At 65.6% G+C, this 14,431-nt stretch carries 15 protein-coding genes; 7 read left to right on the top strand and 8 right to left on the bottom strand.

The annotated features are described in order from the left end of the window. Positions 1 to 5 precede the first annotated feature (5 nt). Complete coding sequence (locus ACRCUN_RS10620) at positions 6 to 872, bottom strand: EamA family transporter (protein WP_462141580.1); 867 nt, start codon at positions 870 to 872, stop codon at positions 6 to 8. A gap of 237 nt (positions 873 to 1,109) precedes the next feature. Here ACRCUN_RS10620 and ACRCUN_RS10615 point away from each other — a divergent pair, with 237 nt between their 5' ends. From ACRCUN_RS10615 to ACRCUN_RS10585, 7 genes are all read left to right on the top strand, one after another. After that, positions 1,110 to 2,087, top strand: coding sequence for an NAD(P)H-dependent flavin oxidoreductase (locus ACRCUN_RS10615; RefSeq protein WP_462141579.1), 978 nt, complete (start codon positions 1,110 to 1,112; stop codon positions 2,085 to 2,087). A gap of 30 nt (positions 2,088 to 2,117) precedes the next feature. Next, positions 2,118 to 3,500 (top strand): MFS transporter, encoded by a 1,383-nt coding sequence (locus ACRCUN_RS10610; protein WP_462141578.1) that lies wholly within the window; start codon positions 2,118 to 2,120, stop codon positions 3,498 to 3,500. Between the two features lie 40 nt (positions 3,501 to 3,540). Beyond that, positions 3,541 to 3,951, top strand: coding sequence for a tautomerase family protein (locus ACRCUN_RS10605; protein WP_462141577.1), 411 nt, complete (start codon positions 3,541 to 3,543; stop codon positions 3,949 to 3,951). Next, a complete protein-coding gene (locus ACRCUN_RS10600) occupies positions 3,951 to 4,685 on the top strand; it encodes a pyridoxamine 5'-phosphate oxidase family protein (protein ID WP_462141576.1) in 735 nt (244 codons plus the stop codon). The genes ACRCUN_RS10605 and ACRCUN_RS10600 overlap by 1 nt, the downstream gene beginning before the upstream one ends. A 2-nt stretch (positions 4,686 to 4,687) precedes the next feature. Continuing rightward, positions 4,688 to 5,617: a LysR family transcriptional regulator gene (locus tag ACRCUN_RS10595; RefSeq protein ID WP_462141575.1), complete on the top strand. Its 930-nt coding sequence runs from the start codon at positions 4,688 to 4,690 to the stop codon at positions 5,615 to 5,617. Further along, positions 5,614 to 6,471 (top strand): MBL fold metallo-hydrolase, encoded by an 858-nt coding sequence (locus tag ACRCUN_RS10590; RefSeq protein WP_462141574.1) that lies wholly within the window; start codon positions 5,614 to 5,616, stop codon positions 6,469 to 6,471. Before ACRCUN_RS10595 ends, ACRCUN_RS10590 begins: the two co-directional genes overlap by 4 nt. Before the next feature lie 69 nt (positions 6,472 to 6,540). Then, a complete protein-coding gene (locus tag ACRCUN_RS10585) occupies positions 6,541 to 7,008 on the top strand; it encodes a GtrA family protein (RefSeq protein WP_462141573.1) in 468 nt (155 codons plus the stop codon). A gap of 4 nt (positions 7,009 to 7,012) precedes the next feature. Here the strand turns inward: ACRCUN_RS10585 and ACRCUN_RS10580 are convergent, their stop codons facing one another. Genes ACRCUN_RS10580 through ACRCUN_RS10550 form a run of 7 tightly spaced genes read right to left on the bottom strand, consistent with a single transcriptional unit; the run spans position 7,013 to position 14,431 of the window. Beyond that, positions 7,013 to 8,074, bottom strand: coding sequence for a M42 family metallopeptidase (locus tag ACRCUN_RS10580; RefSeq protein WP_462141572.1), 1,062 nt, complete (start codon positions 8,072 to 8,074; stop codon positions 7,013 to 7,015). A gap of 54 nt (positions 8,075 to 8,128) precedes the next feature. Beyond that, complete coding sequence (derI1, locus tag ACRCUN_RS10575) at positions 8,129 to 8,602, bottom strand: D-erythrulose 4-phosphate isomerase DerI1 (protein ID WP_462141571.1); 474 nt, start codon at positions 8,600 to 8,602, stop codon at positions 8,129 to 8,131. Continuing rightward, positions 8,599 to 10,344 (bottom strand): D-erythrulose 4-kinase, encoded by a 1,746-nt coding sequence (gene derK, locus ACRCUN_RS10570; RefSeq protein WP_462141570.1) that lies wholly within the window; start codon positions 10,342 to 10,344, stop codon positions 8,599 to 8,601. Before derK ends, derI1 begins: the two co-directional genes overlap by 4 nt. Then, positions 10,341 to 11,474, bottom strand: coding sequence for an ABC transporter ATP-binding protein (locus ACRCUN_RS10565; RefSeq protein WP_462141569.1), 1,134 nt, complete (start codon positions 11,472 to 11,474; stop codon positions 10,341 to 10,343). The genes derK and ACRCUN_RS10565 overlap by 4 nt, the downstream gene beginning before the upstream one ends. Continuing rightward, positions 11,471 to 12,586, bottom strand: coding sequence for an ABC transporter ATP-binding protein (locus ACRCUN_RS10560; protein ID WP_462141568.1), 1,116 nt, complete (start codon positions 12,584 to 12,586; stop codon positions 11,471 to 11,473). Before ACRCUN_RS10560 ends, ACRCUN_RS10565 begins: the two co-directional genes overlap by 4 nt. Further along, entirely contained in the window at positions 12,586 to 13,473 is an 888-nt protein-coding gene (locus ACRCUN_RS10555) for a carbohydrate ABC transporter permease (RefSeq protein WP_067845664.1), read from the bottom strand. Before ACRCUN_RS10555 ends, ACRCUN_RS10560 begins: the two co-directional genes overlap by 1 nt. Then, positions 13,442 to 14,431: a carbohydrate ABC transporter permease gene (locus ACRCUN_RS10550; protein ID WP_462141567.1), complete on the bottom strand. Its 990-nt coding sequence runs from the start codon at positions 14,429 to 14,431 to the stop codon at positions 13,442 to 13,444. Before ACRCUN_RS10550 ends, ACRCUN_RS10555 begins: the two co-directional genes overlap by 32 nt.

The raw sequence follows: 14,431 nt of genomic DNA, 5'->3' as shown, positions 1-14,431 counted from the left end.
CAAAATCAGCCCACCTCGGCCGGTACGTGCAGGTTGCGCGCCCCGGTGCGGGCCGCGCCTATACCCGCGGCCACCACGAAGCAGATCCCGACCACCGCGGCGGGCCCAGGCACCTGATGCAGCATCACCAAACCGACGACCATCGCGAAGGCTGGTTCGAGGCTCATCAACGTGCCGAACGCCGCGGTCGTCAACTGCCGCAGCGCGAGCATTTCCAGGGCGAACGGGACTACCGGCAGGAGGATGGCCAGACCTATTCCGATGAGCAATATCTCGGGAGTCAGCCGGCCGAAGACCGATGGCCCGACCGTCACGGTGGCAACGATTCCGGCAACGGGCATCGACACGGCCAGACCGTTTATCCCGGCGACTTCGTCGCCCACCCGCTGGGTCAGCAGGATGTAGCAGGCCCAGCACACCGCGGCTCCCAGCGCGTACAGCACGCCGATGGGATCGACTGTGCCAGACCAGGGTTGCGTGAGCAGCACGACACCCGCGGCCGCGAAGCCGGGCCACACGAGGCGACTGCGGCCTTTTCCGTGCGCCACCGCGACGGCGAGTGGGCCGAGGAATTCCAGGGCCGCAGCCGTGCCGAGCGGTATGCGGGACAGCGCTGCCATGAACAACAACGTGACGCCTGCGGTGACGACGCCGAGAACCACGCACGCCGAGAACGTCGACCTGGTGAATGCAGCGCGTCGCGGTCGCACGATTGCGAGCATCAGAATTCCCGCCCAGACCAGCCGCAACCAAGCCGCGCCTTCGGCGCCGATGTCATCGATCAGCGAGACCGCGAGTGCCAGGCCGACCTGCACGCACGCCATGGATCCCATCGCCATGAGTGCGCCACTACGGGCCGGGGTTGAAGTCACTTCTGCATTGAAAGACACCCAGACCGTTCACGTCCACATGATTTTCGTTGATATACCGTTCGAGAATCCCGAACGGTCCGCGAATCCTGCGCTACGTAACCGTGATCCCGAATGAGCGTTCTGTTTCCGAGAACTCAGCGTTCCCGATAAACCGTTGGTGCTGCGGTCGCAAACGGTCCTACCGTAATTCAACAGCGCAATTGTGATTCGTGACACCGCAGAAACAGTGGAGGACAAATGCGACTCAAAAATAGGTTCACCGAGAAATTCGGGATCATTCATCCCGTTGTGCTCGCCCCGATGGACTATGTCGCCGACTGGCGGTTGGCCAGTGCCGTCTCCCGGGCGGGCGGACTCGGCATGCTCGGCGGCGGCTACGGCGACGACATCTGGCTCAAAGAGCAGTTCGACCATGTGTCGGGCGCCGAGGTCGGCGTCGGCTTCATCACGTGGTCGATGGAGCAGCAGCCAGGGCTGCTCGACGTGGTCATTCGGCAGCGGCCGGCCGCCGTGTTCCTGTCGTTCAGCGACCCCGCACCACACGCCCCTGCCGTCAGCGCGGCGGGAATTCCGCTGATGTGTCAGGTCCACGACATCGAGCAGGTACGGCACGCGATCGCGGTAGGGGCGGACGTCATCGTCGCGCAGGGTGGCGAGGCCGGCGGTCACGGGACGGCCGCTCGGTCGACATTCACCCTGATCCCTGAGGTGGCTGACCTCCTGGCCCGCGAGTCGCCCGAGGTGATGCTCCTTGCCGCGGGCGGAATCGGTGACGGCCGTGGCCTCGCCGCCGCCCTCGCGCTCGGCGCCGACGGCGCGGTGGTCGGTACCCGCTTCTGGGCAGCCGCGGAGGCGGCGATCCCGCAGGCCGCACAGAAGCACGCGCTGCGGGCCACCGGTGACGAGACGATCCGGCAGAGCGCGTTCGACATCGTCCGCGGCAAGTCGTGGCCGGCGCCCTACACCGGTCGCGTGCTGCGCAACGACTTCCTCCGTCGCTGGCACGGCGACGAGCCGGGCCTGCGTGACGACCTCGAGCTTCGCCGCGAAGAATTTCGCGCGGCGGTCGAAGCGCAGGACTACGACATCGCGAATGTCATCGTCGGCGAAGTCATCGGCCAAATCACCGCCGTCGAATCCGCCGAATCGATCATCGACGACATGGTCAGCACAGCAGCCGACATCCTCGGCCGTCCTCTTTCTTTCCAGCAATGACGAATAGGCGTATGTCCCGATAGGAAATCAATGGCAGACAATTCCCCTCCCGGCCGGCCGACCTCCGCGCGGGACCTCCGCAAGATCGTCACGGCCTCAAGCCTCGGCACGCTCATCGAGTGGTACGACTTCTACATCTACGGCAGCCTCGCCGTGGTGTTCTCCGGGATGTTCTTCCCCGAGGGAAACACCGCGGCGGCACTTTTGGTGACCGTCGCGGCCTTCGGGACCGGATTCGTCGTGCGACCGATCGGCGCGATCCTTTTCGGCCGCATGGGAGATCGCGTCGGGCGGAAGAAGACGTTCCTGACAACGCTGCTCATCATGGGCGGCGCCACCACTCTGCTGGGGTTGGTGCCCGCCTACGAGCAGATCGGTCTTGCCGCCCCGCTGCTGCTGGTCCTGCTGCGGTTGCTGCAAGGCCTGGCCATCGGTGGCGAGTACGGGGGCGCGGCGATCTACATCGCCGAGCATGCCCCCGAACGGCGGCGCGGAGTGTTCACCAGCTTTCTGCAGACCACTGCCACGGGCGGTTTGGTGCTGTCGATCGGCGTCATCGTGTTGTGCCGGTTGATCGTCGGCGAGGAACAGTTCGAAGCGTGGGGCTGGCGCATACCCTTCCTGCTGTCTGCCGTGCTCGTGGTGTTCTCACTCAAGGTCCGGCTGAAGATGCACGAGTCACCGGTTTTCGAGGAGATGCGGCAAAGCGGTCGCCTCTCCCAGACGCCCGTCAAAGACGCTGTCGCACAACGGCCGACGTTGGCCCTGCTGTTGACCGTGCTCTTCGGGGTGACCGCGGGGCTGGGCGTCGCGTGGTACACCAGCCAGTTCTATTCGCTCTATTTTCTGCAGACCATCCTTCAGGTCGACTTCCTCACGGCCAATCTGTGCGTGGGAATCGCGCTCGTGGTCGCCACGCCGTTCTTCGTGTTCTTCGGCTGGCTGTCAGACCGGATAGGCCGACCACCGGTCATCCTGACCGGCCTGGTGTTGTCGGCAGCCGGCTGTTACCCGCTGTTCGCGTGGGTCCGGCAGGCGGCCATCGACGGATCTGAGGTGTCGATGGTCGTGGCGCTGACCATTCAGGTTGTGCTCGTCGCGGCGATCTACGGACCTGTGGCGGCCTTCCTCACCGAGCTCTTCCCGCCGCAGATCCGCTACACCGGCCTGTCGTTGGCCTACCACCTGGGCACGGGCGTATTCGGCGGATTCACCCCACTCATCGCACTGTCGCTCAACACCTCGCTCGACAGCGCCATGGCCGGCTTGGTGTATCCGATCGCGATCACCGCTGTCACTGCGGTGGTGTTCGTGTTGTTCCTGCGGCGGGGGCCCATGAGCCTGGTCGTCGCCCGTGCGTGGGCAGCGACCGGTGTCGTGGGAACAACTGCTCCCACTCGCGTGTCTCCTTGATGAGCGCGACCCACGCATCCCAAGAGAAAGTGAGGGTCAGATGCCACTCGTTCGCATCGACCTGCTGAACGGTCATGGACACGATCACGTCCGAGATGTAGCTGATGCCATCCATCGAAGCTTGGTGACCGTACTCAGCATCCCGGAGCGCGACCGGTTCCAGATCATCACCGCCCATGAGCCCGGCGAGATCATCGCGCTGGACGCCGGACTGGGTTTCGACCGTTCACAAGACAGCGTGATGATCCAGATATTCACGCAGCGTGGGCGTTCCATCGATACCAAGGAACGGCTGTATGCGGAGATAGCCGCGCAACTGGCGACAATCGGTATCCAGGGCGAGGACATATTCATCGGGGTGGTCGAGAACGGGCCCGAGGACTGGTCGTTCGGTTTCGGGAAAGCCCAGTACGTCACCGGCGAGCTCACCGTCCCGGACCCGAGCCGATGATGCCGGCGCACTCCCCCAGCCGCTACGGGTCGATCGCGTTCACGGCAACGGTCGTCAAACGGCAGGAAACGGCGGGTAGCAGCTTCACGTACGGGCGGTTTCGCGCCGACGGCGCCGACACCGGAACCGCTGAGGCTCTCGACGGTCGGGTTCGTGCGCTGGTCGCGGCCGCCGAGTCCTTTTTCATCGCCACCGTAACCCCGCACGGATGGCCGTACCTGCAACATCGGGGCGGCCCGGCCGGCTTCGTCCGCGTGCTGGACAGCGGGACGATCGCCTTCGCCGATTATGTGGGAAACGAACAATTCGTCACGGTAGGCAACCTCGATGCCGACGACCGGACGGCGCTGATCTTCGTCGACTATCCCACCCGCACGAGGGCCAAGGTTTTCGGACGAGCGACCGTGGTCGAACGAGCGGACGCCCCCGAACTCGTCGACGGGCTGTGCACGGTCGATGGCCGAAAGGTGCGCGGCCATAGAGCGATCGTCATCCGAGTCGAGGCAACAGATGTCAACTGCCGCAGAAACATTCCGGCACTGTGGGGCGAGGCGTCTGTTCGTGAGCGGGTGCGTCTTGCGCGAGAAGGGCTGCTCGACGAGATCCGGTTGCTCAAGCTCCGCAACCGCGAACTCGAAGACGCACTCCGGGCGCTCCGCGTAGCGGGGCCGGGTGGCGGGCCCGGGAGGATACTGAGTGATGAAACCGCGCCAGGGGCGGCTGGAAGGGACTGAGTGTGGACGTCACAGACCTGAACTTCTTTCTCGCAGTCGCCCGCACCGGCGGTGTGTCTCGTGCCTCGGCGGAGTTGCTCACCGTCCAATCGAACGTCAGCTCTCGAATACGGGCGCTTGAGGACGAGCTGGGTGTACCGCTCTTCCGTCGTCACGCCCGCGGGATGGCACTCACTTCGTCGGGCCGGCTGCTGGTGCCCTATGCCGAGCGGATCACCCAGCTGATGCGCGAGCTGACTCAGGTCGTCCGAGACGAGGGAGACCCATGTGGGCGGGTTTCCATCGGGTCGATGGAGTCCACTGCCGGACTGCGCCTCCCGGAGGTGCTGAGCAGGTTCAGCGCAGACTGTCCGAAAGTCGATCTGACGCTGTCGATCGACACCACCGATGCGCTGATCGGTCAGGTCGTCGATCAGAGGCTCGACGGCGCGTTCGTCTGCGGCCCGGTCCGGCATCCCGAACTCGTCGCCGAGCCGGTCTTTCTCGAGCAGCTCGTCGTTGTCGGCGATGCCTCGGCCGCTGATCTCGACGGCGCACTCATGCGTCGAGACCCACCGAGAATCCTCGTGCTCAAGGCCGGTTGCGCTTACCGTGCCCGCTTGGAGCAGCTGTACGAAGATCGTGACCTCCCCACGCCGAACATCCTCGAATTGTCCAGTCTGGACGGAATTCTCGGGTGCGTCGGCGCCGGGATGGGCACCACGCTGCTGCCGCTGGCAGTGGTGACCGCGTCACCGATGGCCGCGACCCTGACGGTGCATCACCCGCCACCTGAGATCGCGCGTGCCCAAACGGTGTTCGTCCGCCGGCAGGATGCGGTCGAAACACCCGCGATCGCGCAATTCTTGGCGTGTGCCCGCCAGGCCACACCGCGCGAACCGCTGCAGGCCGTCGACCGGCACACCGTGCAACCCGACCGGCTGATCTCATGACCGCGTCCGTCGGCAATCAACCCACGCAGGCGATAACTCCGCAGCGGCTCCCGCTGGCCATCGGCGCCATCGGCGGTCCCACCACGGTCATCGACTACGGCGGGCTGCGATTCGTCACCGAACCCACCTTCGATGCGCCCGGCGATTACGGCGCCTACCGCAAGGACGTCGGACCGGCGGTGACACCGGCCGAACTCGGCGCCGTCGACGCGGTGCTGTTGAGCCACGACCTGCACCCGGACAACTTCGACCACGCGGGCCGAGCGTTTGCGCAATCCACTCCGATGATCCTGACCGGCCCGCAATCCGCCGGACGGCTTGGCGGCAACGCCCACGGACTGCCCGCCTTCGCGGCAACCGAAGTGGGTGGCTCCGACAACGGTTCTGCCGTCACCGTGTACGCCGTCCCGGCTCAGCACGGACCCTCCGACGGCGATCGCGACGAGTACGGCAACATCAACACCGAAGTGACCGGGTTCGTCCTTCAATCCGGCGGCCTACCCACCGTCTACGTGAGCGGGGACAACGCGTCGATTTCTCCGGTGCGCGCCATCGCCGACCGTTTCCCGGCAATCGACATCGCGATCCTGCACACCGGCGCCGCCCGCGTACCGACCAAGTTCTCGGGCCGAGCGCTCACCCTGACCGCCGACCGCGCCGCGGCCGTGGCCGAACTCCTCGGGGCGCCGATCGTCGTACCCGTTCACTGCGAAGGTTGGTCGCTCTACAGCGAAACTCCCGAGGACATCCGCCGGTCGTTCGACGATGCGGGAATCGGCGCCCGGCTGCGTTACGCGCGACCCGGCTTCTGGGCCGTGCAGGGCACTGAGTCCGCGGGACGGCTCGGCGGCTAACGTCCGGCAGTCTTCTGCAGTTCGCGTCGTGATCATCTGTGCGACACCAAGACATGGCAGGGTGCCGGTGTGCGGGTCGAACCGAGTCCGGTGCCGCCGGTCGAGCGGTTCCACCGATTCTGTGTCCAGATCGTCGACCGCCTCCCTTTCGGTCTGAAAAATGTTGTCGCACCGACATTCCTGGGGTTCGTGCTGATCAACAGTTTCACATTCGGCGTGGACCTGATGATCCTCACGGTGCTGCACGGCGGATTCCACGTACCGCTGCCGATCGCGGTGACCGTCGGCTACGCGTGCGCGTTCGGATTGGCGTACTTCCTCAACCGGATCTTCAATTTTCGCTCGCATGCCGCGGTCGGTCCGCAGATGACGGTGTACATCGTCGTGGTGGTGATCAACTACCTGGCCTTCATCCTCGGCGTCTCGAGCGCGCTCGCCGCCTTGGGCGTGGAGTATCACCTGGCTCGCATCGTCGCAGGAGGATGCGAAGCCATCTACATGTACAGCGCGATGCGGTGGGTGGTGTTCCGCCGGTGACGCTCTAATTCAGGAACTCGACGAGCACGTCGGACATCGCAGGTATGGCGTCGCGCGAAATCACCTCGTACCCATGGGTGCTGAGGGTCGGCAGGCACAGCAGGCCGGCTCGCGGCGACAATCCGGCAGCTTTGGCATGCGATGCGTCGGACTCGAACGCGCCGAGTACCGCGGCCTGCGGAGACATGCCCAGCTTGCCGGCGATCTCCATCAACCGGTCGGCGATGTCTTTGTCGTACACGCATTGCGCGTCGCTGTACGCGACGATCGGACCGCCATCGATGGTCGTGTGGTATTCGGGCTCGGTCGGACCGACTTCGAGTGCGAGCGTGAGGTCGCCCGGCAGCGTTCGGCACGCGTGCAGCGCACCGACGCCGCCGACCTCCTCTGCGGTCGTGAACACCAGATAAACATCGCCTGCCGGGCATTGTCCCGGTTCGAAGAGCGCCCTGGCCGTCCCCAACAGCGCGGTGATGGCGGCGCGGTCGTCCATGAAGTAACAACCCAGATAGTCGCCGACATCGATCAACGTCCGCTTGCTGCGGTGGATGCACACTCGTGTGCCGGGACAGATTCCCGCCGCGGTCAACTCGTCCGGTGTCCGACCGGTGAAGATGTAGACGTCGGGCCAGTCGAGAGCCTTGTCGCCCTGGTCGGGCTTCGTCGCCCAGATCCGTTGACTCTCCTGAGTCGTGTGCTCCGAGCCCAGCGACAGCACCCCGCAGAACTGTTCGTGGGTGCCCAGCACCGCGACGGGTCCGAGACCGAAGTTGGCCGGATACATCGTGCCCAGCGGCGTGAGCCGCAATGTGCCGTCCTGCTCGACGCGCTTGACGAGCATCGAGAGCTCATCCATGTGGGCCATCACGCGCGCAGGCGGCGAACTGCCCTCGCCGCGAATCAGCCCGACGAGGTTGCCTGCGGCATCGACCCACATCTCGTCGGTGACCGGCTCCAGTTCACGTCGACACACGTCCCGGACGGCGTCCTCCTGGCCGCACGGGCCGTATGCCCACAACAGTTCCTGTAAGAGTTCACGCGAAAATGCGAGGTCCTGATCGGCCACCCCATTCGAATTACCGGAATCGACCCACTCGAAACGCGTGCTGTGCGCGCAGCCCTACTGCGGTACGGACTCGTATCCACAGATGGCGTCGACCTTGTCGGCCGACTTGCTGGCCGGATCGAACTCGTAACCCAACCACTCCCGGGCCAGGCGCCGCGCCAATTCCAGTCCGACGACGCGTTGCCCGAAGCACAGCACCTGTGCGTTGTTGGACAACACCGACCGCTCGACCGAGAAACTGTCGTGGGCTGTCACGGCGCGGATCCCGGGCACTTTGTTGGCGCTGATCGCCACGCCCAATCCGGTGCCGCACACCAACAGTGCCCGGTCGGCTTTCCCGTCGGCGACCAGTCGTGCGGCCGCCACCGCGACGTGCGGGTAGGCGGTGTCCTCGTCAGAGCCCACTCCCACGTCGATGACCTCGGTCACGCGGTCGTCGGCGTTGAGATCGCCTTTGAGCGCCTCCTTGTACTCGTACCCGGCGTCGTCGGAGCCGACGACGACACGCAGTTTCGGACGATCAGTCATGAGTTGTCTCCTGGTGAAGTGAGCGTGAAGCAGTCGCCGACGGTGCGGGCGCACAGTGCCAGCGATGTGGCGCCGGCATCGGGTGTGCCCACGCTGCGTTCGGCAAGTGGCCGGGCGCGCCCGACCTTGGGTCGCAGGTCCGCTGTCGCGCGGGCAGCCTCGGTGGCCTTGTCGGCAGCCGCCCGCCAGGCTGGTTGCCACGCTTGGCCATTCGACACCCGCTGCTCGAGGTCCTCGACGAACGGGAGCAGCGCGTCGAGCATCGTCTTGTCGCCCGGTGCGGCTCCGCCCAACCGGATCAGCGCGTCGTAGCCGTCGCGCATGCCTGCGGCGATGTCGGTGTCCGCGGGCCGACCGGTGTCACCGAGTCGGGTGCCCAACGCGGTGAGCAGAGCACCCCACAAGACGCCGGAGGTGCCACCGGCCTTGGCGGCCCAGGCCTTCCCGGCCGCGGCCAGCACCGAACCCTGCCCGCCACCCTCGCTGACCGCGGTGGCCGCGGCCTCGCGCGCCGCCGACGACCCCTTGACCATTCCTCGGCCGTGGTCGCCGTCGCCGGCAATCGCGTCGATACGGCCGAGCTCTTCTTCGGCATCGGCGAGTACCGCGGCCATCGAGTCGAGGGCGCGTGCCACGAGCCGTGCCCCTTTTCGGCCGTCTTCGTCGGACAGGTCTTTGAGAGGCGTTGTGGCCGCGACGGTTTCGGCGTCCTGATCGGAGCGCAGCTGACCGGACTCCGGTTGTGCCGTTGCGCCCTTCTTGTACGCCGGGGTGTCGGCCGGCGCCGTCCAGTACCGCTCGAGCTCCTCGTCGAGCCACATCACGGTCAGCGAGCAGCCGGCCATGTCCAGACTTGTGACCAGTTCGCCGACTTCGGGTTCGACCACGGTGTAACCGCGGTCGCGCAGCAGGCGAGACACCTCACCCCATACTACGAACAGTTCTTCGTACTTGGTGCGGCCAAGACCGTTGAGAATCACGGCGATTCGCTTCTCGGATGCGTCGGGCCGGTCGCCCAGCACACCGTCGACCAGTGCCGCAGCCAGCCCGGCGGCGGTGGGCATGGCCTCATCGGCGACGCCCGGTTCACCGTGGATCCCCAAACCCAGACCCATGTGGCCCTCGGGAACGGTGAACAACGGATGGTCGGCGCCGGGCAACGTGCACCCGTCGAACGCCACGCCGAGCGTGCGGCTCGCGGCGTTCGCGGCCTCGGCCACCCGGATCACGCCTGCCAGGTCCTGCCCTTCTTCGGCTGCCGCGCTGGCGCACTTGAAAACCGTGAAATCGCCTGCGATGCCGCGCCGCTTGGCTTCCTCGCCGCGCGGGGCGCTCGCAATGTCGTCGGTCACGGCGAAGTAGTGGGCATCGATGCCCTCGCTGCGCAGCTGGGTGACGGCCAGCCCGAAGTTCATCACGTCACCGGCGTAGTTACCGGTGGTGAGCAACACACCGGCGTCGCCGTGCGCGGCCCGTGCGACCGAGGCGGCTTCTTCCGCCGACGGCGACGTGAAGATGTTGCCGACGACCGCGCCGTCGGCGAAGCCCGGTCCTACCGTGCCGCAGAACGCCGGGTAATGGCCTGAGCCACCGCCGATCACCACCGCGACCTTGCCCGGCCGTGTACGGTGCGCCCGCACGACGCCGCCGGGCACGCCCGCGACATAGCGTGCGTTCGCGTCGAGGAAGCCGACGAGCATGTCCTCGGTGAATCGCGCGGGATCGTTGAACAATTTCGTCATCGCAACCGCTCCCCCGACTCGCTGTCGAACAGGTAGACACGCTCTGCGGGCGCCGTCACCACCACCTGTTGCTCAGGTTCGTAGTTCTCCGCCGCGGGCGTCTGCACCACGATGCCCTCTTCGATCCCGGAGACCGTGGTGGTGGCGAGCCCGAATTCCAGCAGGTGTTCGAAGTAGGCCACGGTGGTACGAACGCCTGCGCCGCCGTCACCCGTTCGCAGTGCGCAGTCCTGTGGGCGGATGCCCACGGTGACGCGGGTACCGTCGGCCACGCCGGTGACCGTGGTGTCCAAAGCGCCTGCGCCAGAGCCGACCTCGACGCGAACTTTGCCGTTCTCGACGCGTGCGACGCCGGGCAGCACGTTGATCTGAGGTTCGCCGACGAACTCCGCGACGAACAGGTTGGCGGGATCGTCGAACACCTCGTCCGGGGTGCCGAACTGCTGGACCACACCGGCGTCCATTACGGCCAGGCGGTCGGCCAGGGACAACGCCTCCACCTGGTCGTGCGTGACGACGATTGTGGTGTAGCCGAATTCGCGCTGAAGCACCTTGAGTTCGCGGCGCACGCGCTGCCGCGCCGACGCGTCGAGATGGCTCAACGGTTCGTCGAGCAGCAGGACCGGTGGGTTGCGCACCAGCGCGCGGGCCAACGCCACACGTTGCTTCTGGCCGCTGGACAGCCCGGCGGGCCGCAGATCCATCATGTCGTCCATCTCCAGCCGGCGGCTGATCGAGGCGACCATCTCCTCGGCACCCTTGACCTTGCGGGCCTTCAAGCCGTACAACAGGTTCTCCCGCACCGACATCGGGGGGTAGAGCGCATAGCTTTCGAAACCCACCCCGATGCCGCGCTTGGCGGCCGGAAGCTGGGACACCTCGCGATCGCCGATGCGGATCGATCCACTCGTCACCGTCTCGAGCCCGGCGATCATGCGCAGCGTCGTGGTCTTACCGCAACCCGACGGGCCGAGAAGCGCCACGAGTTCACCCGGCTCGATGGCCATGTCGATGCCCTTGACCGCCTGAAAACTCTCCCGGCCCCGGGACGAGTACGTCTTGACGAGGTTGGTCAGGGTGAGGCTCTGGGCCGTCTGCGTCGGCCGCGTGGCTGTAGCCGTCGTACTCACTGTGCTGCCTCCAATGGGGAATCGCTCTGTGCGCGGCCCAGTCTGGGCGTGTCGCCGGTGCCGGCGGCGAACACGTGGATGTCGGATTCGGCGACCTTGAGCCGGACATCGTCGCCTTCGCCGACGCCGTGCCGGCCAGATGTCAGGGCGATCAGCTGCGTGCCGCCGATGTCGATTGTCAACTCGATGTTGCGGCCGAGTCGTTCGGCGAGCAGCACCCGGCCGCCCAGCGAGCTAGCGCCGCTTGTGACGTGCAGGTCGCACGGGCGCAGGCCCACACGCACCCGGTCGCCACGGTCACACTCGACGCCTGCGGGTACCGCTATGTCGAGCGTTCCGTCACCGAGCCGGATCTGGCCGTCGTCGACGACACCGTCGAGCAGGTTGATCTCCGGTTGCCCCAACGCTTTTGCGACGAACGTGTCCGCCGGCCTGCGCCAGATCTCATCCGGCGTGCCGATCTGCACCAGCTTGCCTTCGCGCATCACCGCAATCCGGTCACCGAGCGCCAGTGCCTCCTGGTAGTCGTGCGTGACGTAGATCGTTGTGGTGTTGCTCATCGCCCCGAGCTGCTTGAGCTCGGCGCGCATCGCCGCGCGCAGCTTGGCATCGAGATGGCTCAACGGCTCGTCGAGCAGGTAGATGTCGGCGGGACGGACGAGCACGCGACCCAGGGCAACGCGCTGACGCTGTCCGTTCGACAGCTCCCGCGGAAAGCGCTTCTGCAAGTGGTTGATACCGAGCGTGGTCGTCACCTGATCGATCCGCTCGGCTCGCTGCGCATCCGTGTACCTGCCGGTGCGTCCGGATTTCAACGGTGACGCGAGATTCTCGGCCACGGTCTTCTGCGGGTACAGCGCATAGCTCTCGAACGCCATCGCCACGTTGCGGTGATAGGGCTCGACCCGGGTCACATCGGTGCCGCCGATGTGCACCGAGCCTGCGTCGATGTCGACCAGGCCGGCCACCGATTTCAGGGTCGTGGTCTTGCCCGCGCCGCTGGGCCCCAGGATGACGAAGAACTCGCCGTCGGCGATGTCCACCGACAGGCCGTCGACCGCCTTGGTCTTGCCGAACGACTTGTGTACTCCGGCAATCGATACGGTTGCCATCAGGCCTTCACCGCCCCAAACGACAGGCCGCGCACGAGGTACCGCTGAATGGTCAACGCCAGGATCAGCGGTGGTAGCGCGGCGATGATGGCGGCCGCGGCGGTCAGGTTGTAGTACGCCTGCCCACCGCCGCCGAGGAATTTGGTGATCGCAACGGTTACCGTGCCGGCATTGCTGTCGGCGAGGATCAGCGGGAACACGTAGTTGTTCCACGCGAAGATGAATGCCAGCAGGGCCGCCGCGGCGATACCTGGCCGCACGATCGGCAGTGCGACCATCACGAATGCCCGTCGCCGGGTGTAGCCGTCGAGCAGTGCGGCCTGCTCGAGATCCTCGGGCAGGTCCTGGAAGTAGGACCGCAGGATCCACACCACGAGCGGCATGGTGACCAGCTGCAGAACCCAGATCATGCCGACCTTGGTGTCGAACAGCCCGATCTGGTTGTAGATCACGAACAGCGGGACGATGACCATCAGTTCCGGCGCGAACCGGAACGAAAGCATCTGGAACATCAGGTCATTGGACCCTTTGTACTGCCAGCGGCCCGCCGCGTAGGCGGCGGGGATACCGATGACCAGTGACACGATCACCGCCCCACCGCAGTTGAGCAGGCTCGTCAGCAGCGACGCTTTGAAATCGACACTCGTCATCTGGGTGCCCTTGTCGGAGAGCACGGTGGCGAAATTCGACCACGTCGGGCTGAACGAGAAGTACGTCGTCGTCTGCTGTTCGGCGTTCTTCAGCGCCAGCATCAGCATCCAGAAGATCGGGAACAGCGAGAAGACGAACCAGAACACCAGGCCGACATCGGCGGCAACCGCACCGATCGACCAACGTTTCTGGCCGGGTAGCAACTCAGGCCTGCTGAACGACAACTTTGAAGCCATTTCTACGCTCCGCTCCGGCAGCACGACGCTGCGCCTTGCCCAGCACGCTCACCAGATAGCGCGCGGTGATGAACACGATGATCCAGAGCAGCAACATGTAGGTGCTGCCGCGGGAGTAGTCGAGGTTGATGATCGAGTCCTCGAACGCGCCGATCTGCAGCGTCCTCGTCGCGACGCCGGGACCGCCCGCCGTAAGCACGTAGATGTGGTCGAACACCTTGAGGTTGTCCATGAACCGGAATATGACCGCCACCAGGATGTAGGGCCACAGCATGGGCAGCATGAGTTTGCGGAACATGTAGAACCAGCTGGCGCCATCGACTTCGGACGCCTCGAACGGTTCCTTGGGCAGCGACCGGATGCCGGCGAGCACCAGGATCGCCACGAACGGGGTGAAGATCCACAGGTCGACCAGGATCACCGACCACAGCGCGTTGGTCGAGGAGAGCCAGTCGAACGTATTACCCAGTCCCAGAACATGATTGAGGATGCCGAACTGCGGGTTGAACATCAGCTTCCAGATCACGCCCGCGATGACCGGAGCGATCATCAGCGGCAGGATCAGAACCTTCTCGAAGATCTTGCCGATGATCGAGGACCGGTTGAGCAGAAGTGCCAGGCCAACGCCCAGCACGGTTTCGATCACGGTGGCCACCACGGCGAAGATCGCGGTGACTTTGACGCTCTGCCAGAAAATTTGGTCGCCAAGTACGGATTTGAAGTTCTCGAACCAGACGAAATGCGGATCGGGATTGACCGCGGCGTAGTTGAGAAAGGCGTAGTACGCGCCCACCACGAACGGATACAGGATGCCGATGACGATCACCAGGGCTGGGATCGACAGCAGGTAGGGCCGGAGCTTGCGCCGCCACGACGGGACTTCCGGCAGGGTGCGGCCCGAGCGGCCCGGCCCGGTTTCCGCGGTGGCCTCGGGCGCCTTCGATGTCTGCGTTGTCAT

This window comes from Mycobacterium venezuelense (genome assembly GCF_054919535.1).
This window is presented reverse-complemented; position numbering and strand designations above follow the sequence as displayed.

What these genes read in the sequence shown, in the direction of transcription:
- ACRCUN_RS10615 (WP_462141579.1), top strand. Translation starts at nt 1,110, where the DNA reads ATGCGACTCAAAAATAGGTTCACCGAGAAATTCGGGATCATTCATCCC.
- ACRCUN_RS10610 (WP_462141578.1), top strand. Translation starts at nt 2,118, where the DNA reads ATGGCAGACAATTCCCCTCCCGGCCGGCCGACCTCCGCGCGGGACCTC.
- ACRCUN_RS10605 (WP_462141577.1), top strand. Translation starts at nt 3,541, where the DNA reads ATGCCACTCGTTCGCATCGACCTGCTGAACGGTCATGGACACGATCAC.
- ACRCUN_RS10600 (WP_462141576.1), top strand. Translation starts at nt 3,951, where the DNA reads ATGCCGGCGCACTCCCCCAGCCGCTACGGGTCGATCGCGTTCACGGCA.
- ACRCUN_RS10590 (WP_462141574.1), top strand. Translation starts at nt 5,614, where the DNA reads ATGACCGCGTCCGTCGGCAATCAACCCACGCAGGCGATAACTCCGCAG.
- derI1 (WP_462141571.1), bottom strand. Translation starts at nt 8,602, where the DNA reads ATGACTGATCGTCCGAAACTGCGTGTCGTCGTCGGCTCCGACGACGCC.
- derK (WP_462141570.1), bottom strand. Translation starts at nt 10,344, where the DNA reads ATGACGAAATTGTTCAACGATCCCGCGCGATTCACCGAGGACATGCTC.
- ACRCUN_RS10560 (WP_462141568.1), bottom strand. Translation starts at nt 12,586, where the DNA reads ATGGCAACCGTATCGATTGCCGGAGTACACAAGTCGTTCGGCAAGACC.
- ACRCUN_RS10555 (WP_067845664.1), bottom strand. Translation starts at nt 13,473, where the DNA reads ATGGCTTCAAAGTTGTCGTTCAGCAGGCCTGAGTTGCTACCCGGCCAG.
- ACRCUN_RS10550 (WP_462141567.1), bottom strand. Translation starts at nt 14,431, where the DNA reads ATGACAACGCAGACATCGAAGGCGCCCGAGGCCACCGCGGAAACCGGG.